General features: G+C 71.4%; 22 protein-coding genes. 12 read left to right on the forward strand and 10 right to left on the reverse strand.

The features are described from left to right. Positions 1-57 precede the first annotated feature (57 nt). The 5 genes from AB0K82_RS00385 to AB0K82_RS00405 form a co-directional block, all read right to left on the reverse strand. Positions 58-456, reverse strand: a complete 399-nt coding sequence (locus AB0K82_RS00385; RefSeq protein ID WP_364390930.1) for a TIGR03618 family F420-dependent PPOX class oxidoreductase — start codon at positions 454-456, stop codon at positions 58-60. Between the two features lie 131 nt (positions 457-587). Then, positions 588-1,313 (reverse strand): DUF4253 domain-containing protein, encoded by a 726-nt coding sequence (locus tag AB0K82_RS00390; protein WP_364390932.1) that lies wholly within the window; start codon positions 1,311-1,313, stop codon positions 588-590. Positions 1,314-1,493: 180 nt separating this feature from the next. Beyond that, entirely contained in the window at positions 1,494-2,312 is an 819-nt protein-coding gene (locus tag AB0K82_RS00395) for an SGNH/GDSL hydrolase family protein (RefSeq protein WP_364390934.1), read from the reverse strand. 198 nt (positions 2,313-2,510) lie between these two features. Then, positions 2,511-3,494, reverse strand: coding sequence for an alpha/beta hydrolase (locus tag AB0K82_RS00400; protein WP_364390936.1), 984 nt, complete (start codon positions 3,492-3,494; stop codon positions 2,511-2,513). Between the two features lie 227 nt (positions 3,495-3,721). Next, positions 3,722-6,538, reverse strand: coding sequence for a family 20 glycosylhydrolase (locus AB0K82_RS00405; RefSeq protein WP_364390938.1), 2,817 nt, complete (start codon positions 6,536-6,538; stop codon positions 3,722-3,724). 246 nt (positions 6,539-6,784) lie between these two features. Here AB0K82_RS00405 and AB0K82_RS00410 point away from each other — a divergent pair, with 246 nt between their 5' ends. The 9 genes from AB0K82_RS00410 to AB0K82_RS00450 all read left to right on the forward strand — a co-directional run bounded on the left by AB0K82_RS00410 (position 6,785) and on the right by AB0K82_RS00450 (position 10,693). Beyond that, a complete protein-coding gene (locus tag AB0K82_RS00410; protein WP_364390940.1) occupies positions 6,785-7,609 on the forward strand; it encodes a TetR/AcrR family transcriptional regulator in 825 nt (274 codons plus the stop codon). Positions 7,610-7,675: 66 nt separating this feature from the next. Beyond that, positions 7,676-7,819, forward strand: coding sequence for a hypothetical protein (locus AB0K82_RS00415; RefSeq protein WP_364390942.1), 144 nt, complete (start codon positions 7,676-7,678; stop codon positions 7,817-7,819). 117 nt (positions 7,820-7,936) lie between these two features. Next, positions 7,937-8,413 (forward strand): Asp23/Gls24 family envelope stress response protein, encoded by a 477-nt coding sequence (locus AB0K82_RS00420; protein ID WP_364390944.1) that lies wholly within the window; start codon positions 7,937-7,939, stop codon positions 8,411-8,413. Then, a complete protein-coding gene (locus AB0K82_RS00425; RefSeq protein WP_364390946.1) occupies positions 8,410-8,712 on the forward strand; it encodes a hypothetical protein in 303 nt (100 codons plus the stop codon). Before AB0K82_RS00420 ends, AB0K82_RS00425 begins: the two co-directional genes overlap by 4 nt. Then, positions 8,709-8,921, forward strand: a complete 213-nt coding sequence (locus AB0K82_RS00430; RefSeq protein ID WP_364390948.1) for a hypothetical protein — start codon at positions 8,709-8,711, stop codon at positions 8,919-8,921. Before AB0K82_RS00425 ends, AB0K82_RS00430 begins: the two co-directional genes overlap by 4 nt. A gap of 22 nt (positions 8,922-8,943) precedes the next feature. Next, complete coding sequence (locus AB0K82_RS00435) at positions 8,944-9,135, forward strand: hypothetical protein (protein WP_364390950.1); 192 nt, start codon at positions 8,944-8,946, stop codon at positions 9,133-9,135. Next, entirely contained in the window at positions 9,132-9,542 is a 411-nt protein-coding gene (locus tag AB0K82_RS00440; protein ID WP_364390952.1) for an Asp23/Gls24 family envelope stress response protein, read from the forward strand. The genes AB0K82_RS00435 and AB0K82_RS00440 overlap by 4 nt, the downstream gene beginning before the upstream one ends. Further along, positions 9,539-10,132 carry a DUF6286 domain-containing protein gene (locus tag AB0K82_RS00445; protein ID WP_364390954.1) on the forward strand — a complete coding sequence of 198 codons (594 nt, stop codon included), beginning with the start codon at positions 9,539-9,541 and terminating at the stop codon, positions 10,130-10,132. Before AB0K82_RS00440 ends, AB0K82_RS00445 begins: the two co-directional genes overlap by 4 nt. Before the next feature lie 3 nt (positions 10,133-10,135). Beyond that, positions 10,136-10,693: a hypothetical protein gene (locus AB0K82_RS00450; protein ID WP_364390957.1), complete on the forward strand. Its 558-nt coding sequence runs from the start codon at positions 10,136-10,138 to the stop codon at positions 10,691-10,693. A 91-nt stretch (positions 10,694-10,784) separates the two neighbouring features. Here AB0K82_RS00450 and AB0K82_RS00455 read toward each other — a convergent pair whose 3' ends face one another. Further along, the gene (locus tag AB0K82_RS00455) at positions 10,785-13,088 is read right to left on the reverse strand and encodes an excinuclease ABC subunit UvrA (protein WP_364390960.1); all 2,304 of its coding nucleotides are present in this window, start codon (positions 13,086-13,088) and stop codon (positions 10,785-10,787) included. Between the two features lie 265 nt (positions 13,089-13,353). Between AB0K82_RS00455 and AB0K82_RS00460 the strand changes: the two genes are divergently transcribed. Beyond that, positions 13,354-13,869 (forward strand): MarR family transcriptional regulator, encoded by a 516-nt coding sequence (locus AB0K82_RS00460; RefSeq protein WP_364390962.1) that lies wholly within the window; start codon positions 13,354-13,356, stop codon positions 13,867-13,869. Positions 13,870-14,044: 175 nt separating this feature from the next. Here the strand turns inward: AB0K82_RS00460 and mctP are convergent, their stop codons facing one another. Continuing rightward, a complete protein-coding gene (gene mctP, locus AB0K82_RS00465; protein WP_364390964.1) occupies positions 14,045-15,664 on the reverse strand; it encodes a monocarboxylate uptake permease MctP in 1,620 nt (539 codons plus the stop codon). Positions 15,665-15,667: 3 nt separating this feature from the next. Beyond that, positions 15,668-15,901 (reverse strand): DUF3311 domain-containing protein, encoded by a 234-nt coding sequence (locus tag AB0K82_RS00470; protein WP_364390966.1) that lies wholly within the window; start codon positions 15,899-15,901, stop codon positions 15,668-15,670. A gap of 386 nt (positions 15,902-16,287) precedes the next feature. Between AB0K82_RS00470 and AB0K82_RS00475 the strand changes: the two genes are divergently transcribed. Next, positions 16,288-18,417 carry an anthranilate synthase component I gene (locus AB0K82_RS00475; RefSeq protein WP_364390968.1) on the forward strand — a complete coding sequence of 710 codons (2,130 nt, stop codon included), beginning with the start codon at positions 16,288-16,290 and terminating at the stop codon, positions 18,415-18,417. Positions 18,418-18,553: 136 nt separating this feature from the next. After that, positions 18,554-19,678: an amidohydrolase family protein gene (locus AB0K82_RS00480; RefSeq protein WP_364390970.1), complete on the forward strand. Its 1,125-nt coding sequence runs from the start codon at positions 18,554-18,556 to the stop codon at positions 19,676-19,678. Here AB0K82_RS00480 and AB0K82_RS00485 read toward each other — a convergent pair. Together AB0K82_RS00485 and AB0K82_RS00490 are read right to left on the reverse strand one after the other, a co-directional pair. Continuing rightward, a complete protein-coding gene (locus AB0K82_RS00485) occupies positions 19,669-21,699 on the reverse strand; it encodes a molybdopterin oxidoreductase family protein (RefSeq protein WP_364390971.1) in 2,031 nt (676 codons plus the stop codon). The two genes, AB0K82_RS00480 and AB0K82_RS00485, sit on opposite strands and share 10 nt — an antisense overlap. Beyond that, entirely contained in the window at positions 21,696-22,199 is a 504-nt protein-coding gene (locus AB0K82_RS00490) for a hypothetical protein (RefSeq protein ID WP_364390973.1), read from the reverse strand. Before AB0K82_RS00490 ends, AB0K82_RS00485 begins: the two co-directional genes overlap by 4 nt. Between the last annotated feature and the right edge of the window lie 124 nt (positions 22,200-22,323).

Genomic DNA, 22,323 nt, shown 5'->3' on the forward strand with positions numbered 1-22,323 from the left:
GGTGGCCGGACCCGTGCGGGTCCGGCCACCGGCCATTCCACGAAATGGTCCGCGCGGTCAGCCTCCGGCGGAGTAGATGACGCGCTCGGCGGGAATGCGGACGGTGATCCGCTGCTCACCGGGCTGGCGGTAGGGGTAGCTGTCGACGCCGAGGTACTTCTTGGCGAGACGGTCGATGACCTCGTCCGCGCCGTCCTCCTCGAACCGCGCCGTCCCGGAGACGCTGACGGCGTGGAAGGCGTCGTTCGGGTCGAGCACGCTGATCGAGACACGGGGGTCCTGGCGGAGGTAGCGCTCCTTCGCCCGGCCGACCGCGGTGTTGAAGATGACGTCGTCCCCGTCCACGTCGACCCAGACGACGGTTCCGTGCAGGGAGCCGTCGGGGCGGACGGCCGTCACCCACGCGTGGTACGGCCGGCTCAGCAGTTCCTTGGCGTCGTCACTCAGTCCGGACATGGGTCTCCAGTCTGTCGTCGAAGGGCATGACGAAGGCCGCGCTCCGGATCGCCCTTCCGGTCATCCGGAACACTCCCCACCATGTTGTTGCACCTTCAACGAAGTAACAACCAAGCGGGCCGGCGCGCGTGTCACTCCCACCAGAAGGACCAGATCGTGCTGCCGCAGATCTGCTCCGCGTGACCCTCCAGGGTTCCCGGTCCCTGCAGGATGATCTCCGGGCAGAACGTCCAGTGCTCGGCCGCGACGTGCAGCGCGTGCCGGAAGGTGGTCGGCGGCGCGGCGACGCTCAGCTCCAGCGTGTTGAACCCGATCCCGATGACACGCGCCCCGAACCGGTCCTCCCAGCTGCGCACCACCGCGGACAGCGGCGCGGTCCAGGGGTTGTGGTGACGGGCGCCCTGCCAGCCCATCGCGGTGAGCGCGTCGGCGCCACGGGCCACGGGCACCAGCCCCAGGGGACGCCCGGACAGGACCTCCACGCACCGGCCGGCGAGGGCGTCGGGATCCTCACGACGCTCACCCGGCGGAGCGAGGCCGGGCGAGTAGCGGCCGAAGGGGGCGATGTCCGCGGCGGGTTCCTCCCACTCGGCCCACACCTCGGCCATGAAGGCGGCCGCGTCATAGTTGTCGATCTCGTCGACCGGCTCGGGGGCGATCTGACCGGTGGACCACGGCTGAGTGGTGTCCTCGAGCATCACCGGCCACAGGCCGGACGCGTGGTGTTCGGCCCGGAGCCGGGACCACAGCGCGCACGGGGCCGGGTCGTCGCTGATCCAGAAGGCGGGCCGCTTGGGCGGCTGATGCTGGGGGTAGCCCGGATCGGGCCAGACCACATATCCGGACGGAACCGTCACGGAGAGTGTCCGTCCGGCGGCGCCATCGGGGAAGAGTTCAGCCACTTCTGGCGGCAGCCGTTCGTGATAATCCATCGCAGTCGCTCCGGCGCCGGGCCGATCCAGGCGCTGCGGAGATCGTAGTGCGGCCGGGCCTCCCGCGTGCGGGCGGCCCGGCCGCTCATGCTGGGTCGGCGGACCTCAGCTCTTCGAAGCCGCGGCGAGCGCGGTCTTGCCGCTGAAGACCGGCAGGTAGCCGCTCGCGTGCCCGGTCGCCGTCGGGTGGTAGGAGCTGCCGATCGGGATGGTGACCGAGTTGAGCCAGCCGTCACCCGAGCAGAGCTCGTGCCCGGAGAACTGACCGCGGACGTCGGCGAAGGTGAATCCGGCGTTGGCGGCCGCCGTGCCGATCACGCTGTCGAGCTCGTCGGCGGCGCTGTTCAGGGCGACGTGCTTGGTGTGGCTCATCCCGATGCACCCGGAGTCGTTGGTGATGTACAGGTGCGGGTAGTCGAGCACGACGACGTGCGCGTTCGGCGCCTTCCACTTGATCGTGGAGTAGACGTTGCCCAGCAGGCCCGGCAGCTGCGTGTCGGCGAAGTTCTTGGCGGTGTTCACCGCGCTCACGCAGGACGAGTCGGAGCTCAGGACGCAGGTCTGCATCACGCTGCTGAACCCGGCGTCGTTACCGCCGATCGTGATGCTCACCAGCGAGGTGCTCGAGCTGAGCGAGCCGAGCTGGTTGCTGAGCACGTCGCCGGTCTTGGCGCCGGAGCAGGCCGCGAACGTGAACGAGGCGGGGGAGTGCGCGGCGGCCCACTTGGCGGGGTAGGCCTTGCTACTGCGCTGGCAGGTGCTGTCCAGGTCGTACGAGCCCGTGCCGGTGCCCGACGAGTACGAGTCGCCGAGCGCCACGTAGTTGACCGTCGCGGCCGAGGCGGAGGCGGCGGCGCCGACCACAGTGGCGGCCGAGAGGGTGACCGCGCATGTTGCGGAGACGACGAGGCGGGGGAGTTTCATCGACTCTCCTGAAAGGGGGGACGGAGGCTCGACTAACTCAAGCACCGGAATCCCCGTTTGAGGAGGAGCCGAAATCGGCCAGTTTTCGTGACCGATTAAGTCGTTGACACCTGACGAAACGACTGTCAGATTTGTTAACTATTCCCAGAAACCGGGACGATCAGGGCCGACAGGCGACATGTCGGGCGACCTGCTGTTTCATCCGGCGAAGGTGACCTGAGGGGCGCGGCCCAGCGCGATCAGCGCGAGATTGCGCAGTGACACGGAGCCCGGCCGCAGGTAGTCGCCGTGGCCCGCGGACCCGGCGGCGAAGACCCGCGCGCCGAACGCCGGCGACACCGGGTCGGTGCCGAAGCCCACGCCGAACATCCGCACGTGCGGCACGAGCCCGATCCAGTCGGCGGTGCCACGCGCCGCCCACACGCGCGCCCGCGTGCCCAGACCGGCCGCGCTGGACGCCGACATCCCCGGGCTCCCGAACGCCGCCACGTCGCTCACGGGCAGTCCCCGGACCGCCTCCCCGCACACGACCGATCCGTAGCTGTGGCAGAGCAGGGTGGTGTCGGCCGAGGGGTTCAGGCGGTGGACGTCGGTCACGAACCGGCGCAGCCGGGCCGCGCCGGTGTCGGCGCGGAAGTCGGTGATGACCCCCGGGCTCGTCACCTTGGGCGGGCTGTAGCCCAGCCAGGCGACCACCGCCAGGTCCGTACCCGGCTGGACGCGGCGTGCCTCGTCCAGCAGCGCCCGCGCCCCGCCGCCGGGCGTGGCGAACGGCCGGTGCCCGCGGACGTCGAACGTCGTCACGGTCGTGTCGGCGCCCGGCACCAGGATCGCCACCCGCCGGGCGTGGGCGAGATCGCCCAGGACCTCGACGGCGCGGCCGGTGCCGCGCGCGTCGAAGAACAGGAACCGCCGGCCGGGCACCATGAGGCGGCTCAGCGACCGGACCATCGCGAAGTCCTGGATCCGCCGCGCCGTCTGCAGCGCGGCCCCCATCGCGCGACGGTTCGCCTTGTAGCGGACGGCGAGGGTCGACACCGACAGGGCCGGCAGCGCTCCCGGCTTGGCGTACATGTTGACGCGTCCCGCGCCGAGGGTCGTCACCCAGATCGCGACCACGGCCGCGACGGCCGCCAGGCACCTTTTGAGAGCGCGGGTACGAGGCAGTCGAGGTGTGGTCATCCGGGGAACCCTCCAGGGGAAAGCGGCACGGCGTGGGTGGGGACGGGACCCGGACGGGGCCGGGTGCGCACCCGCCGGCCGACTCCGGGAGAGAGCCCCCACGCGGCGCCGCGCCACAGCATAGGCCACGTCGAACCTGACAATGCCGTGGTCGGGCCGCCGGAGAGTGAGACGGGCGGCCGGGGACGTTGGTTCGCCCGGCCGCCCGCCGATCTCGTCGAACCGCCTTACTGGACCAGCGCCCAGGAGGCGGGGGACGTGTCCGGGGCGGCCGACGTGTTGCGGCGCTTCGCCCGGTAGATCTCACCCTGGTGGTCCACCAGCGCGCCCGCCGGGTAGGCGGTGCCGGTCTTCCAGACCGTCAGCCCGACCGGCGAGATCCGGCTCGTACGCCCGTCGACGGCGCGGGTGCGCAGCAGCACGGTCGGTCCGGCCTGCACCGGGCCGGCGTACGGCTTCCAGGAGACGCCGTCGGCGGAGTACTCCAACGCCATCCCGGGATCACGGACGTTCGCGGTGAGCGTCCCGTTCCGCACCTGCCCGCCCGGCAGCGGGATGCGGTAGTTCACACCGACGCCCGGCAGCCCGACCGGCTTGTAGAAGGACAGCAGCGGGAAGGTGACCTGCCCGAGCGTGTTCGAGAAGACGTTCCACGCCGCCGGCATCTGGGCGGTGTTCGGCGTGTTGAGGTTCCAGGCCCGCTCGGCGACGCCGAGGAGCTTGGGGAACGCCTGGTACTCCCGGATCCCCTCCGCCTTGCCGTTCTCGGCGAAGAGCTGCGCCTCCATCCCGAGGATGTTCTTGCGGCCCTCGGGCGTGAGCTTCTCCCAACTCGGGTTCGCCGTGATCGGGTTGCCCCACCGGTCCTGGGTCGCGCTCGCGTACACGTCGTACGGCTGGTACGTGAACGTGCTCTTCTCGTCCACGTAGTTGGCCCAGTAGTAGCCGGGCTCGTCCGGGTCCTTGTTGTAGGCCAGGTCCATGTACAGGTTGGTGGCGTGCGCCAGGATCACCTGCCGGCCGGTGTTGGCGAAATGGTACGCCCAGTCCTCCCGGCCCCAGCCCCAGACGTTCTGCCAGGGCAGCGCGATGAAGTGGTCGAGGTTCAGCGTCCGCGGATCGTCGCGGATGACGTCCTCCCACCCGGCGGTCGTCGGCGCGGCCGTCAGCGCGATCTGGTTCCACTTCGCGAAGAAGTAGTTCATCAGCGCGGCGTCGTCCTTGCCGGCGGTCTCCGGGTTGCTCTCGCACGCGGGTGAGCCCTGCCAGCGGTCCGGTCCCGGCGGCTCGTCACCCCCCAGGTTCAGGGTGTTCAGCGGCGCGCCGGCTTCGGCGTACAGCTTCTTGACCTCGGTCACGACCTTGCCGAGGAACGCGTAGGTGCTCGGCAGGCACGGGTTGGCCAGGTTGTCGGTGTACCCCTGGACGCTGACGTGGTGCGAGGTGTCCTTCGGGTCCAGCAGCCGGTACGTCGCGTCGCCGGTCTGCTGGTAGCGGCGCTCCATCGACTGCACCGCGGCCCGCGCGTGCGCCGGGAAGTCGAACTCCGGGACGACCTGGATGTGCCGCTGGTCCGCGTACTTCAAGATCTCGGTGAAGTCCGAGGTCGTGTAGTAGCCGCTGCCCTTACCGACGAAGTTCACGGTGTCCTGCTCGAACCCCTGGTAGGCGGGCTCGCGTCCGAGATTGGCCTCGGTCGCGTCCCGGGCCTTGTCCGTGACGCCGTCGCCGCCGCCGAGGTCGTTGCCCGAGCCCATGGCCTGGTGCAGCTGCTTGCTCTGCGCGAGGTCCAGGCCGCGGTGCGCGCCGAAGCCGGTCAGCTCGGGGAGCCCGGGGATCTGCAGCCGCCAGCCCTCGTCGTCGGTGAGGTGGAAGTGCAGCCGGTTCAACTTCAGGTACGACATCAGATCGAGGAACTTCTCGATCGTCTGCTTGGTCTCGAAGTGCCGCGCGACGTCGATGCCCATCCCGCGGTACCCGAACAGCGGAGCGTCGGCGATCGTCGCCCGCGGTACGGCGATCTTCGACTGCCGGGCGCCGCGGGCCGCCGCCTCGTACGCCGACACGGGGATGAGCTGACGCAGCGTCTGCACGCCGTACAGCACGCCGGCCGCGTCCTTGCCGACGATGTCCACACCGCGGGCGGTCGAGCGCAGGGTGTAGCCCTCGGCGTCCGCCTTGCCGTCGTGGTCGACATCCAGCTTCGGGTCCACCGACAGCCGGATGACGGTCCCGCCCTTGCCGCCGCCGCTCTTGACGACGTCACCGAGCGCCGACCGCAGATAGCCCGCCTCGCCGGACAGCCCGGCCGGGTGGCGGATCACGGTCCGTCCGTCGACCGTCACCGTGCCCTGCCCGGCGGTGGCCGACAGGGGCTGCGGGACGAGCCGCTGCTGCAGGGTGAGGTTCGCCCGCTGCGCGGTGTTGTCGGCGAAGCGCGTCGCCGCGGTCTCGACGGGCCGGTTGTCGCCGGAGAACGCCTTGGTCTGCTTCGGATCCGCCGGATCGAGCAGCGCCTTGGCGGGCACCCACTCGGCGGGACCGCCGTCGAAGGAGATGCTCCAGGCCGCGGGCGCGTCGGTCTTCTGGATCGCCCAGAGCTCGAAGTTCATGTCGATCCGGCGGCGCTCGCCCGGCCTGAGCGGGGCGAACCCGCTCGTGGGCTTCAGGACGTACAGGTCGCCGCTCTGCGCCGTGTCGGCCCGGGCGACGGTCAGCCCCTGGGCGGCCAGTTGTGCCCGCCCGGTGTCGCCGGCCGCGCCGGACAGGACGGCGGCCGGCTGGCGTACGGAGTTGAAGTACAACGCCCAGTCGCCGTCGAGGGAGCACCGGCCGCCCCCGTTGGCCAGTGTGAGACGGGCGAGGTAGTACTGCGCGTCGGTGACCGTGTGGTCGATCGGCTGGAAGGTGACGGACAGGTCCCGCCCGTGGGGGTGACAGGTGCTGGTCACCGCGTGCGCGGGAGCCGTGGTCAGGACGAAGGACGAGGTCAGCGCCGTCGCCGCCAACAGGCGGAGCGCTGCCGATCTGATCGGGGTGCTCATAGTGGTAGGTGCCGCTCTCCTGAGAGGTCGGTGGGGCCATCGTCGCCCGATGGCTGGGCATGGAAGAGGCGCAGCGGGGCGAGAGGAGTGGTCACGGACCGTCACGCGGCCAGGGATCTAACACGAACAGGAAACTAACCTGTTTATTTTTGGGGGCGCAACGAGTCGGGCCTCCTTCGGCCATGAAGATTGAGGTCAGAACCTCTGACCAAAGGCGGTCAGTGGGCCCGGGGCTAGGCTCGCACTGTGATCAACGGCGGACGAGACGAGGAGGCCGCTTCACGCGGCGACGAAGACCCACCCGAGGAGACCACCCCGGCGACGGGAAACGCGTCCGCGCGCCGTCCGGACGCGGCGCCGAGGGCGCGGCCGGGCGCGGCGTCGAACGCGCGGCCGGGCGCGGCGTCGAGCGGGCGGGGAGCGGGCGCGGCGTCGAGCGGGCGAGGGGACGCGGTTTCGAGTCGGCGGCCGGACGCCGCGCCGGGTGGGCGAGCGGGCCGGGATCCGCGCCGCCGCCGGGCCCTGCTCGAGGCCGCCGACCGGATCATCCTCCGGGAGGGGCCGGAGGCGTCCATGGCCGCGATCGCGTCCGAGGCGGGCATCAGCAAGCCCATCCTCTACCGGCACTTCGGCGACAAGTCCGGTCTCTACCAGGCCCTCGCCGAACGGCACACGCGGGCGCTCATGGACAACGTCCGGGCGGCCTTCCTGCGACCCGGCGACATCCGCACCCGGTCGCGGGCGGCGATCGACACCTACCTCGCGGCCATCGCCGCCAACCGGCACCTGTACCGCTTCCTCGTGCACCGGGCCAGCGCCGAGGACACCGCCACGCACAGCGCGATGGGTACGGTCATCCGCGGTCTCGGCGGTGAGATCGCCGACATCCTCCTCCGAGAGGGCCTGCTGCCCGACCCGGTCCGCGTGCACATCTGGAGCCACGCCACCGTCGGCATGGTCCAGGCGGCGGGGGAGTGGTGGCTGGACCACCCCGACGTGCCACGCGAGACGGTGACCGACGGCATCGTCGACCTCCTCCTCGACGGGCTCCCCGAAGCCACCCGCCGCTGACCGGCTCTGCGCCGAGTCATGGCCGCCTGGGCGGTTTGTTCATCATCGCCGCGGGTAGGGCGAGCCGTGACAGGGGGCATCACGAAGGGCGACGGATCCGTCGCCGACGCCGCGACTCGCGGCGCGAACCGTACGGCGCTGTTCCACGGAGTGGAAGGCCGCGCGAACGCGGGGATCCTGGCGAACGGCCGAGCGTCGCCGCCCGCCTGAGGCGCGGACGACGATTCCAACGCGGGAACGGTTTCGGAGCGGCCTGACCGCCGGGAGCCTCTCAGGCGCGCGGACAGGTGTGGCCGGTGAGCGCGTCTCGCGGCAAAGGAGGCCAACATGAGCGCAGCCGAGAGTGCGAAGTCGACCTCGACGGGCTCCGAGTCACAAGGCGGCGCGGTCACCGCTCGGACGAGCGGTGAACTGGTCGGTGAGCACGGCAAGACGTCGATCGCGGACGCGGTCGTCGCGAAGGTCGCCGGCATGGCGACCCGTGAGGTGCCGGGGGTGTACGCGATGGGCTCGGGGCTGTCCCGCGCGGTCGGAGCCGTCCGCGAACGCCTTCCCAGGGCCGGCGGCCCGAGCGTCACCCAGGGCGTCGTGGTGGAGGTGGGCGAACGGCAGACGGCGATCGACCTGGGGATGATCGTTGAGTACGGCGTCTCCATCCCCGACCTCGCCAACGGCGTGCGGCGTAACGTCATCAACGCCGTCGAGAAGATGTGCGGGCTGGAGGTCACCGAGGTCAACATCACCGTCGGCGACATTCACCTCCCGGACGAAGAAGCCGAGCCGGCCGAGCCACGGGTCCAGTGACGATCTCCGGCGACACCGTGGAGGCCGGGCGGCTGGCCGACCGGATCAGGGAGAGGGTGACCGCCTGCGCGTCGGTCGCGCGTCTCGCCGAGGGCCCGGTCGCCACCTATCTGCCCGGTCGCTCCGTCCAGGGCGTGGCCGTCGGAGAGGGGGAGGTGCGCGTCGCGGTCGTGGCGGTCTACGGCCGGCCGCTGGCCGAGATCGCCGCCGAGGTCCGCCGAGCCGCGCGGAGCGTGGTGCCGGAGTGGCGGGTCGATGTGGCCATCGATGACATCGAGATTCCTGGACGGCGAAGGTGAGAGCGGACCGGCATGACTTCAGCGTCTGGGTGCGGGCGCACCACCCGGACGTGGGCGGCGATCCGGAGCAGTTCGCCGCCGGCATCGAACGCTGGCGCGCACCTTGCGGAGAAGCGGGGAGCGTGACGGTGTTCCGCTCCCGGCGCGGGCTGTGGCCGCTCGTCTGCTGGGCGAGGCGCCGACGCCGGGCGAAACGGCACCTGGCGTGAGGAATAACGGGGGGTGCACGGTATGGACGAACTGCGCTGGTGGCCGGTGGTAGGTCTGGGGTTCGGAATCGCGTTGGGATTCGCCGGCGCGTTCGGCGGCGTCAGCGCGTTCTTGATCGTGCTGGTGCTCGGAGTGGTCGGGCTGCTGACCGGACGAGCGCTCGTCGGCGATCTGAACCTGCGTGAACTGCTCGGTGGCCGGAGGCACACGTGAGCCCCGCGCCGTCGGCGCCGTCGGCGGTGCCCGAAGATTCTGAAGCGGCGGGGGAGACCCGCGGCCGTACCACGATCACCGCGCGGGTCGTGGAGAAGATAGCGTCCCGCGCGCTGACCGAGGTCGACGGTGTCCACGGGGCCGCCGGACGACCTCTGGGCCTGCCGTTCGGAGTCGGTCCGACGATCGCCGGACCGCGGGTGAAGGCCCGCGTCGACGGGGGGCTGGCGATGCTGCGGATGCGGATCTTCGTTGTCTACCCGGCGCCGCTACGACAGGTGACACGGAGGCTGCGCGCCCATGTCATGGCCCGCGTCGGCGAGCTGACCGGCCTGCGGGTCCGCCAGGTCGACATCGACATCGCCGGACTGACGCCGCCCGAGCGAGCCGGCGGGCGGCCGCTGTGACCGCCTCGGAGCAGGGCCGGCCGCCCGCGACGATGTCCCGCCGCGAGCGTCGGCGCGCGTTCCGGCCTCGCCGTGCCGTCCCGGCCATCGTGACGGCCGCCGTGCTGGCCACCGTCGCCATCCTCATCGCGGCGGAGGTGATCACGGCCCTGCTGTCGCACCGCGCGGGGAACGTGCTGCCGGTGTCGTACCTGGCGCGACTCGGCCGCGACACACGCTGGGCCGACCCCCTCACACTGGCCGTGGCGGCCGTGCTCGCGGCGCTCGGCCTCCTGCTGTTCCTGCTCGCGCTGTGGCCCGGGCGCCCGCGGAGCATCGCGTTGGCCTTCGACGACCCCGCCGTGGTCCTGGGGATCACGGCGGCGGGGCTCCGGCGGCAGCTCGCGCGGATCGCCCGGAGCGTCGACGGCGTTACCCGCGCCCGCGTCACCGTCCGACGCCACCGGGTCCGGGTACACGCGACCAGCCCGCTTCGCGATCCTCGCGGACTGGCCGAACAGGTGGAGCACGCCGTCACCGAACGGCTCCGGGAACTCGCACCGCTGCGTCCGCCGCGCGTGCGTGTCACCATCCGGCACCGAGAGGACTGACCCATGCCGCACCGCACCGCACGCCGGAACCGAATCGGCCTGGCGGTCATCGGGCTCATACTGCTTCTGGGCGGCGCCACGGCGTTCCTGCGCGGCATCGGCCTTTACCCCGGCGTGCTCGGAGTCGAGCGCACGCCGATCACCGACCGGGCCACCCGCTCCTTCGTCGACGGCCATATCTGGTTCTGGGCCGCGCTCGCCGCCGTCGCCGTCGTGATCGGAGTGGCCGCGCTGTACTGGCTCATCACCCAGGCCCCCACCGGCGCCCTGCGGGCGGTCCGGCTCGAGAGCGACCGCCGGGAGGGGGCCACGACGCTGCCCGCCCGCGTGGTCGGCGACGCGTTCAAGAGCGACCTTCTCGACAGCCCCGACGTGCGGAGCGCGGCTGTGACGCTCGCCGGGACCCCGGCCCGCCCGTGCCTCTCCCTCACCATGACCCTGGAACCGGACGCCGATCCGGCCGGCGCCAAAGACCTCCTCCATCCGGCACTTCGGCGGCTCCGCCAGACCATGGAGACCCCGGACCTGCCGGCCGTCGTCCGCATCCGAACCGGCCGCTGACCTCGTCGCAGGACTCCCGGGCCTTCTGCCGGCCGCGTCGGTCTCGGCTCACCGGGGGTACCCGCCGGTCGGTACCGCACGGTGCCGACCGTCATCCGGACGCCGAGTGCCCGGCCTGACGGAGGTCGTCGGCGAGGCACCGGCCCGTGTGCGACTCCTCGACGGTGAGCAGGCCGTCCGGCGTGCCCTCGTAGACGACGCGGCCGCCGCGGCGGCCCGCCTCCGGGCCGAGGTCGATGACCCAGTCGGCGTACTTCACGACGTCCAGGTCGTGCTCGATCACGATGACGGTGTTGCCGCCGTCCACCAGGCGGTCGAACAGCCCGAGCAGCCGCCGGGTGTCCGCCATGTGCAGTCCGGTGGTGGGCTCGTCGAAGACGTAGATCACACCGCTGTCCCGCAGCCGGTGGGCGAGCTTGAGTCGTTGCCGCTCGCCGCCGGACAGAGTGGACAGCGGCTGTCCCAGGGTGAGATAGCCCAGTCCGACCTCGCCGAGCAGGGAGAGTCTGCTGCGGATGCGCGCGTCGTCGAAGAAGGCGTGCGCCTCGTCGGCCGTCAGCGCGAGGACGTCGGCGATCGTCTTGCCGTGGAACGTGTGGCGCAGCGCCTCGTCGTTGAACCTGCGGCCCGAGCAGCGTTCGCACACGGTCGTCACGGGGTCCAGGAAGGCCAGGTCCGTCTCGATCTGTCCCCGCCCCTGACACTCGGGGCACGCGCCGGTGGAGTTGAAGCTGAACAACCCGGGCTCGGTCTTCGAGGCCCAGGCGAACGACCGGCGGATGACGTCCATGACGTCGAGGTACGTGGCCGGGGTGGAGCGCGTCGAGACGCCGATGGCGGACTGGTCCACCACGACGGTCTCCGGGTGCTGTGCCGTGAAGACCCGCGAGATCAGGGTGCTCTTTCCCGAGCCGGCCACTCCGGTCACGCAGGTCAGCACCGCGGTGGGAATGCCGACCGTGACGTTCCGCAGGTTGTGCAGGTCGGCGTCCCGGATCGGCAGGGTGCCGGTCGGAGCCCGGTACGTCCCCTTCAGCCCTGGCACCGTCAGCAGGCTCCGGCCGGTCGGGGTCCCGGACCGGCGCAGCCCCTCGACGCCGCCCTCGTAGATCACCTCGCCTCCGTCACCGCCCGCTCCTGGGCCCATGTCGATCACGTGGTCGGCGCTCTCGATCACGGTCCGGTCGTGCTCGACGACCAGGACGGTGTTCCCCTTGTCGCGGAGCGCGCGCAGCAGGCCGGTCATCCGGCGCACGTCGCGCGGGTGCAGACCGACGCTCGGTTCATCGAAGATGTAGGTGAGGTCGGTCAGACTGCTGCGCAGGTGCCGTACCACCTTGAGCCGCTGGGCCTCGCCGCCGGACAGGGTCGAGGTCTCCCGTGCCAGGGTGAGATAGCCCAGGCCGACCGCCTCGATGCCGCGCAGCGCCGCCACCGCGGCCTCGGCGACGGGCTTGACCGTGGGCGCCTTGATCCGGGTGAGCCGGGGGATCAGCTCACTGACCTCCAGGGCGGCGTAGTCGGCGATGTTGTCCCCGTCGATGCGGGAGTCCAGCGCCGCCTGGTTCAGCCGGGCTCCGCCGCAGACCGGGCACGGGCCCTCGACGACGACCTGTTCGACGGCCGCCCGCTCTTTGTCCTTGAGGCCGTCGAGGCCGTTCTTCAGATAGCGGCGGTCGAACCGGAGGGCGATGCCCTCGTACGCGTTCTTGTAGACGCCGTTGCGGCCCGTACGGTCCACCGTGAACCCGCTGCCGTACAGCAGCACCTCCCGGTCGGCGTCGCTGAACTCACGGATCGGCAGGTCCGGATCGAACAGGCCCGACTCGGCGTACAGCTGCCACAGGAAGGTGCCGGGCGCGAACGCCGGAAATCCGATCGCGCCCTCGTTCAGGCTCTTGTCCTCGTCGAGCAGCCGGCTCAGGTCCAGGCGCACCGTCGTGCCCAGGCCCTCGCACTCCTCGCACATGCCGCGCGGATCGTTGAAGGAGTACGCGTGCGAGTGCCCGGCGCTGGGGCGGCCGTGTCGGGAGAACAGCACCCGGAGGATGGGGCTGATCTCGGTCATCGTGCCGACCGTCGACCGCGCGTTGCCGCCGACGGGCCGCTGGTCGATGACGACCGCCGCGGAGAGGTTCTCGATGGCTTCGGCCTCCGGCCGCTCGTACCTCGGCAGCCGGTTGCGGATGAACCAGGGGAACGTCTCGTTCAACTGTCGCTGCGACTCGACGGCGATCGTGCCGAACACGACCGAGGACTTCCCCGAACCGGAGACGCCGGTGAACACGGTCAGCTGGTGCTTCGGGACGCGCAGGTCCACGCCCTTGAGGTTGTTCTGGCGCGCGCCGCCGAGAACGATGAGGTCCCCGGGATGAGCGCGCTGGCCGGCCGTCATGGATTCCTCCCGAGAGTCGGTGGTCCGAGGGGACCGCGCGGTCGGTCCGACACCATAATGGTTTCCGAACGGAAATCATATTCGGCCGAGGCCGGCCCTGTCCGCGAGCCGGCCCTGTCCGCGGGGGCGAGCGCCGGTCCGCGAGGGCGAAGAGCCGGTCCGCGAGAGTGAGCGCTGATCCGCGAGAGTCAGCGCCGGTCCGCGCGTCTTAGGATTGACCCGCGCCGCGGATCCGGCGTTCTCGTCATCCGAACCGGGGGTTTCCATGACGGCATCCGGCGCCCCACCGGAGATGCCTTCCGGTGAGCCCGACGAGCTGGAGGACGCCCTGTCCCACCTCCAGTGCGTCCTGGTGGCCCGGCGGGCGCTGGCCAATCCGGAAGGGGTCACCTGGCAGCAGTACGACGTGCTCGAACTGCTGCGCATCCGTGGCCCGATGATGCCCTCGGCCCTCAGCACGGCCCTCGGCGTCTCCCGGCAGACGATCTCGAAGGCCCTTCGGATCCTCAAGGACCTGGGACTCGTCGGCCAGGAGACGGTCGGTGCGGACCGGCGCGAGCTGACGACCTTCCTCAACGCCGAGGGGCACGCCTTCCTCGCGCGCATCGCGCACGGTCGCCGGGACAACGCCCGGGCCGTGGCGGCCGCGCTCACGCCGGCCGAACGCGCGATGTTCGCGGAGTTGTGCGAGAAGGCGACGGTGGCGCTGGGATTCGATCCCTCCCGACCGGACGGCGCGGATCGACTCCGGTCGGCAGGGGAGGTGCGCGAGGCTCGGTGAACGCCGGACGTACTCAACCTCTTAACGGGAGCGATCGGGGCGATCCGGGCCGCTGCGGCGGCGTTTCCCGAGACGTGCGCACACGGCATGATGCCGGGCCGGAGGTCGGCCCTTCACCCGAGCGGCGGCCGTCCCCTGGCCGGGGACGGCCGCCGCTGCGCCGGTGAGGGAGAGGTCAGGCGAGTTCCGCTTCGATCTCGCGGGTGCCCGAGGCGACCTTGGGGTCGCCCTCGTCGGCGTAGTAGTCGTCGGCGCGGGTGGCGTCGACGCCGTCCGCGGCCTTGACCGCCTTGAGCACGAGCGTCGCGACGACGGCGACGACCAGGTTGACGAGCAGCGCCAGCATGCCGACGTAGACCGTCACCTTGGTGTCGAACCCGAGGTCGCTCAGCGGGTACGCCGAGCCGCCGAAGTGCACCTTGTGGGTGGCCGGGTTCGGGATGCGGTAGAGCATCCACAGGCCCGCCGCGAGGCCCGCGACCCAGCCGGCCATGAGGCCGCCCCGGTGGAACCACCGGGTGATCAGGCCGAGGCCGACCGCCGGGAGCGTCTGCAGGATGATGACGCCGCCGATCAGCTGCAGGTCGATGGAGAACTGCGGGTCGAGCAGCAGGATGCACGCGACCGCGCCGACCTTGACCACCAGCGAGACCAGCTTGCTGACCTTCGCCTCCTCGGCCTCGCTCGCGTCCCGGCGGAAGTACTCCCGGTAGATGTTGCGGGTGAACAGGTTGGCGGCGGCGATCGACATGATCGCGGCGGGGACGAGCGCGCCGATGCCGACGGCCGCGTACGCCACGCCGGCGAACCAGCTCGGGAACATGTGGTCGAACAGCAGCGGGACGACCGTGTTGCTGTCCGGCTTGCCGCCGGTGGTGAGCGGCTTGACGCCGGCCGCGATGGCCATGAAGCCGAGCAGCGCGATCAGGCCCAGCACGAAGCTGTACGCCGGGAGCGCGGCCATGTTCCGCTTGATGACGTTGCGGTTCTTGCTGGCCAGCACGCCGGTGACGCTGTGCGGGTAAAGGAACAGCGCCAGCGCCGAGCCCAGCGCGAGCATCGCGTAGTTGAGCTGGTTGTTCGCGTTCAGCAGGGTGCCGTCCGCCGGGGTGGGCGTCTTGTCGAACTTCGCCTGCGCCGCGTTGAAGACGTGGCCCCAGCCGCCGAGCTTGTGCGGGATGTACAGCACGGCCACGCTGATCACGATGTAGATCAGCGCGTCCTTGACGAACGCGATCAGCGCGGGTGCCCGCAGCCCCGACTGGTAGGTGTAGGCCGCCAGGATCGCGAACGCGATGACGATCGGCCAGTGGCCGGTCACGCCCATCGCCTTCAGGGTCGCCTGGATGCCGACGAGCTGCAGCGCGATGTACGGCATCGTCGCGACGATGCCGGTGATGGCGATCAGCAGCGCGAGCAGCGGCGATCCGAAACGGGCACGGACGAAGTCGGCGGGGGTGACGAAGCCGTGCACGTGGGACACCGACCACAGGCGGATCAGCACGAGGAAGACCAGTGGGTAGACGACCACCGTGTACGGCACGGCGTAGAAGCCGGCCGCGCCGGCGCCGAAGACCAGCGCGGGCACCGCGACGAACGTGTACGCGGTGTAGAGGTCACCGCCGATGAGGAACCAGGTGATCCACGAGCCGAAGCTGCGGCCGCCCAGGCCCCACTCGTCGAGGGTGTGCATGGTGTCCGGGCGGCGCCACCGGGCCGCGACGAAGCCCACCACGCTGACCAGGACGAACAGGACGCCGAAGACGATGACTTCGGTGAGGTGTCGGCTCGACATGCCTCAGTCCTCCTTCGACCCGGACGGGCGCCGCGTCATCAGGTACACGACGGTCGTCGTCGCGACGCCGAGGATGATGAACGCGAACTGGGCCCAGTAGAAGAACGGGAAACCGGCGAGGCGCGGCTTGTCCTTGTTGAAGATGAAGGTCAGGAGCGGCACGACGACCGGAAGGACGAGCAGCCAGTTCCAGGGGCTGCGATCGCCGCGGCGGGGCCTGGGGGTGGTCTCGGCCAAGGGGGGCCTCCGTGGTGCGTTAACTACGTGACAAGGCCGTCCAGGGGACATTCCGGGCAGCCGTAATCGGATTTCGTACCACAAAGTTCATCAGCGCTGGATCTCGGTTAGGTCTCGGCGGCGTCCCGGATCGTGGGCGATGGCGTCCCGTATCGTGGGCGTGGCGTCACCGGATCGTGGGCGGTGATGCCGCCGGACCGCGTGCCCGGTGGCGCGGCCGGACCCGGAGCGGGTAGCCTTCGACCTATGCGAACCCAGCCGACCCAGTGGTGGTGGCGCCGCTAGGCGGCGCGGGTTACGCATTCTCTGATTCCGCAGCGACCGCCTTCGTCCGGCGGTCGTGTTCAGCTCTCCGCCGGAGGAGGCCCGACATCGAGGGGCCGATCGTGGAGACGACGACGGAGTATGTGACGGCCGGCGGCGTACACGTCACACGCACCGACACGCCGGTGGATCCGGCGCGCAAGAGCGACGCGCTCGACGCGCTCGTCCAGGCCGTGGGGGAGCGCCGTGGCGCCGTGCTGAGCTCGGGCATGGAGTACCCCGGCCGGTACAGCCGGTGGCACATGGCCTACGTCGACCCGTGCCTGGAGATCGTCGCGCGCGGCCGCCGGCTCGCGGTCCGCGCGCTCAACGACCGCGGTCGCGTGCTCCTGCCCGCCGTCTCCGAGGCGATGGCCGCCACCGGCGAGCCCGTGGACATCCCCGACGGCGTCGAGGTCTTCGTCCCGTCGACCGACGAGGTCTTCACCGAGGAGGAGCGCAGCCGCCGGCCCACCGTCTTCACCGCGCTGCGCGCCGTCACCGATCTGTTCCGCGGCGAGGACCCGCATCTCGGCCTGTACGGCGCCTTCGGCTACGACCTCGCCTTCCAGTTCGAGCCCATCCGGCTGAACATCGACCGCCCGGCCGACCAGCGCGACCTCGTCCTGCACCTCGCCGACGAGATGATCGTGGTGGACCGCAAGCGCGAGACCTCGGCCCGCATGTCCTACGAGTTCGAGATCGGCGGCGTCAGCACCCGTGGCCTGCCGAGGGGGACGGAGCCCACTCCGGTGCCCCGCGCCGCCGAACTGCCGCCGCAGCCGACGCCGGGCGCCTACGCCGAGGTGGTGCGCGAGGCCAAGGAGAAGTTCGTCCGCGGCGACCTGTTCGAGGTCGTGCCCGGCCACGTGATGTACGGGCCGTGCGACTCCCCGGCGGCGTTCTTCGAGCGGCTCCGCGTCACGAACCCGGCCCCGTACGAGTTCTTCTTCAACCTGGGGGAGGGCGAGTACCTCGTCGGCGCGTCCCCGGAGATGTTCGTGCGCGTCACGGGCGACCGGGTCGAGACCTGCCCGATCTCCGGGACGATCCGGCGCGGCGGCGACCCCCTCGAGGACGCCGACAACATCCGTGAGCTGCTCAACTCGGCCAAGGACGAGTCCGAGCTGACCATGTGCACCGACGTCGACCGCAACGACAAGTCCCGCGTCTGCGTCCCCGGCAGCGTCAAGGTGATCGGCCGGCGGCAGATCGAGATGTACTCCCGGCTGATCCACACCGTCGACCACATCGAGGGCCGGCTGCGGCCGGGCTACGACGCCCTCGACGCGTTCCTCACGCACATGTGGGCGGTCACCGTGACCGGCGCGCCGAAGACGTGGGCGATGCAGTTCATCGAGGACCACGAGGAGACGCCCCGCCGCTGGTACGGCGGCGCGGTCGGCTGCATCGGCTTCGACGGCTCCATGAACACCGGCCTGACGCTGCGCACCGCGCAGATCCGCGACGGGATCGCCGCCGTACGCGCCGGAGCCACGCTCCTGTACGACTCGGACCCCGACGCCGAGGAGCGCGAGACGTACCTGAAGGCACGGGCGCTGCTCGAGGCACTGTCCCCGACCGGCGAGGACGAGACCACCGCCGGCGCTCCGGAGCGCCCGCGCGTGGGCGAGGGGATGACCGTCCTGCTCGTCGACCACCAGGACTCCTTCGTCAACACCCTCGCCGACTACTTCCGGCAGCAGGGCGCGAACGTGACCACGCTGCGCTTCGGGTTCCCCGACAAGATGCTCGACGAGATCCGGCCCGACCTCGTCGTCCTGTCGCCCGGCCCCGGGCGGCCGACGGACTTCGACACCGCCGAGCTGCTCGACGCCGTGTACGTCCGGGAGATCCCGGTGTTCGGCGTCTGTCTCGGCCTGCAGGCCATGGTCGAGCACGCGGGCGGCGAGCTCGCCCTGCTGCCCGAGCCGGCGCACGGCAAGCCGGGCCGGGTCGCGGTCGGCGGCGGCGACCTGTTCGCCGGGCTGCCGGCCGAGTTCACCGCCGCGCGGTACCACTCGCTGCACGCGAAGGCCGACCAGGTCCGTGGCGGGTTCGCGGCCACCGCGATGCTCGGCGACGTCGTCATGGCCATCGAGGACCCGGCCAACCGGCGCTGGGCGGTGCAGTTCCACCCGGAGTCCATCCTCACCGCCACCGGGGAGACCGGACACCGGATCATCACCAACCTGCTGCGCCTGGCCCGCTGACCCTTCGGCGCGAAGCCGACCTGACACGGCGAGCGTCGTGGCCGGGTGAGGTACGAGCCCGGCCACGAGGCGAGCGAGGGGGTGAGCGACCCGTCGGCCGCGCTTGAGCGGCGGTCCGCCCGGGCATTGATCAGGCGTGACGGCAGCCGACGCGCTCGACGAGGCACTCGCGATGCCGCTCGTCGACCACCACTGTCACGGGGTACGCCGCGACGACCTCGACCGGTCCGCCTTCGAGCGGCTCGTCACCGAAGGCGGGCCGTCACCGGCCGGCACCACGCACTTCGACAGCCCGGTCGGGCTGGCGGTCCGGCGGTGGTGCGCGCCCATCCTCGGCCTCGAGCCGTACGCCGCGCCCGAGGCCTACCTGGACCGGCGACGGCGGCTCGGGGCCGAAGAGGCGAACCGGCGGCTGCTGCGCGCCGCCGGCGTCGCCGACTTCTGCGTCGACACCGGCGTGGCCGCCGCCGACCTGCTGACGCCGGAGGAGATGGGGCGGCTCGGCGACGCGCGGGCGCACGAGGTCGTACGGATCGAGTCGGTGGCCGAGGACGTGGCCGGCCGCTGCCCGCCGGCGACGGCGTACGCCGCGGAGTTCACCGAGGAGCTCATGCGCCGCGCGGACGGGGCCGTCGGCCTGAAGTCGGTCATCGCCTACCGGATCGGCTTGGAGTTCGACCCGCGTCCGCCCATCGCCCGCGATGTCACGGAGGCGGCCGCACGCTGGCTCGCCGGGCCGGCCAAGCTCACCGACCCGGTGCTGCTGCGGCACGCCCTGTGGACCGGCGCCGAGATCGCCGGCGACCGCGGGCTGCCGCTGCAGATCCACACCGGGTTCGGCGACACCGACCTGACCCTGCACCGGGTGAATCCCGCGCTGCTCACCGACTTCATCCGGATCGTGCCCGCGCCGATCGTCCTCCTGCACTGCTACCCGTACCTCCGGGAGGCCGCCTACCTGGCCGCGGTCTTCCCGCACGTGCACGCCGACATCGGGCTGACGGTCACCTACACCGCCGCGTCGTCGGCGCGGGCGATCGCCGAGGTCCTCGAGCTGGCGCCGTTCCACAAGGTCCTCTTCAGTACCGATTGCTACGGGCTCGCGGAGTTGTGCCACCTCGGCGCCCACTTCTTCCGGCAGAGCCTGGGCGCGGTGCTCACCGAGCGCTCGGGCGAGTGGTCGCCGACCGACGTCGTACGCATCGCGCGCCTGATCGGCGCCGACAACGCCCGCCGCCTGTACCCCCTGCCTCAGGGCTGACGCGGCTCGATCTCGACGCGGTTGTCGTGGAAGACGGCGCCGCCGCCCATGTCGGAGTCGCGTTCGTCGACGGTGGCGTTGACGGTCGCGCCGCCGTTGAACTTCGCCCAGTGCCCCTTCGACGTCGCCGCCACCCCGGGCCGTACGCGGTCCGAGACCTGCGCGACGGCCTCGAACGAGCCGCGGGCGTTCGACACCCGGATGGGCGTCCCGTCGGCGATGCCGCGTGCCGCCGCGTCGTCCGGGTGCACGGTGACGGTCGGCGCGCCGGCCCGCCGGCGCAGCTCCGGATTGTTGCCGAACGTCGTGTTGAGGAAGTTGTGCTGCGCCGCCGAGATGAGCACCAGCCCGTCGCCTGGGTCGGCGTGCGGGGTGTATCCGGGCAGCGGGTCGAGCCCCACCCGGGTCGCCCGCACCGAGTAGAACTCCAGCCTCCCCGACGTCGTGGGGAACCCGTCGGCGAACGGCAGGAACGGCCGCGCGACGTTCAGCCGGGCGAATCCCGTCTTCCGCAGCGTCTCGACCGTGATCCCGGCGAGCGACGGGTGCGGGGAGTCGAGGAGCTGCCGCGCCAGGTCCTCGTCGGAGTCGTACAGGCTCGGCTCGGTCAGGCCCATCCGGCGCGCCAGGCGGCGGAACGTCTCCGAGGTCGACAGGCACTCGCCGGGCGGCGCGACCGCCGGTTCGTTCCATCCGAGGTACAGGTGGCCGTACCCGGCGATGACGTCCAGGTGCTCGGTCTGCATCGTCGCGGGCAGCACGATGTCGGCGTAGTCGGTCGTGTCGGTCGGGAAGTGCTCGAGCACGACGGTGAACAGGTCCTCGCGCGCCAGACCCCGGCGGACCTTGGTCTGGTGCGGGTTGCTGCCCACGGGGTTCGCGCCGAAGACGAACAGCGCCTTGACCGGCGGGTCGGTCACGTCAAGCAGGCCCTCGCCGAGCCGTGTCATCGACAGGGTGCGCACCGGGTGCGGCAGCAGATCGATGCGGACCAGGCCCGGCAGGTTCAGCGTGAAATGACCGCTCGTCGAGTAGCACAGGCCGCCGCCGGGCAGCGCCCAGTCGCCGGTCACCCCCGGCAGGCAGGCGAGCGTGCGCAGGGCCATGCCGCCGCCCGCGTGCCGCTGCATGCCCTGCGTCGCGCGGATCGCGGTCGGCCGGGTCCGGGCGATGCGCTCGGCGAGCGCGACGATCCGCTCCTCCGGCAGGCCGGTGATCCGCGCCACGCGGTCGGGCGGGAACTCCTCGATCCGCGCCCGGAACTCCTCCCACCCCAGGGTGTGTCGGTCGATGAACTCCTGGTCGTGCGCGCCGAGCCGGACGATCACGTGCATCAGCCCGAGGGCCAGCGCGGCGTCCGTGCCGGGCAGCGGGGCCAGGTGCTCGTCGGCCTGCGCGGCCGTGCGGGTGCGCACCGGGTCGATGGCGACGATGTACGCGCCGTCGCGCCGGGCGTCCTGGATGAACTTCCACACGTGGTGGCCGCTGGTCAGCGGGTTGGTGCCCCACAGCACGATCAGCTTCGAGCGGGCGAAGTCCTCCGGGTCCATGCCGCCGGCCGTGCCCAGCGTGTACTTCAGGCCCCTGCTGCCGGCGACGGAGCAGATCGTCGGATCGTGGATCGACGCGCCGAGCACGTTGAAGAACCGGCGGCCCGCGAAGCCCTCGAGACCCTGGATGTAGCCGAGGGATCCGGTGCCCTGGAAGGGCCAGATCGCCTGCCCGCCGTACGTCCGGCGGACCTCGTCCAGTCGCGTGGCGATCTCGTCGAGGGCCTCGTCCCAGCTGATCCGCTCGAACCGGCCCTCGCCCTTGCGGCCCACACGGCGCATCGGATGCAGGATCCGGTCCGCGGCCCGGGTCTGCTCCAGGTAGCGGTTCACCTTGACGCACAGCGCGCCGCGGGTCACCGGGTGGGCCGAGTTGCCGCGCATGCTCACGGCCGCACCGTTCTCGACGTCGACCACCCAGGAGCACCCGTCCGGGCAGTCCAGCGGGCAGGCTCCCCAGACCTTGGTCAAACCTCTCCCTCGAAGTGCTCGGCCAGGTAGGCCTCCATGTCGGCGCCGCCCTCGCGGGCGAGGACGTGCCGCAGCCAGGCACGCCGCTCGAAGTCGGTGACGGCCAGTTCCCATACGCAGCCGATGGCGGGCGTCGGGTGCGGTCGCATGGCGCCGAGCCGGTTCGGCAGGGACGAGAATATCCGCTGGTGGATCTCGTTCTCCCCGGCCCACCAGTCGTAGAGCGCGAAGGCATAGTCGGCGGCGTCGTGGACGATGACGAAGCCGGCGCCGTACCGGTCGATGTCGTACGGGTCCTCGCCGCCCTTGTGCGCCGCCGGGTGCGGCAGCGCGGTCGGGACCAGCAGCTCGGCGGTCTTCACCAGCTCGGGCCGGGGACGCTCGCCGGTCGCGGCGATGCCGTAGAACTTCAGCCGCCAGCCATTCGACTCGTGCAGTTTGAGGAAGCTGATGGGCCGGGGGCGATGGGCGCCGGTCCTGGTCATCGTGGTCTGGGTCACCGCTCCTCCTGGGACAGGTGCTGCTTCAGGTATACCTGTCATTACCGTCACCTCCCGACGCCACTGACTCGCGCGGCGTTCGAGGCCGACCGCAGGGTCACTCCCCGATCACTGTCCGTCCGAG

The sequence above is a fragment of the Actinoallomurus sp. NPDC052274 genome, assembly GCF_040679475.1.
Lineage (GTDB): Bacteria > Actinomycetota > Actinomycetes > Streptosporangiales > Streptosporangiaceae > Actinoallomurus > Actinoallomurus liliacearum.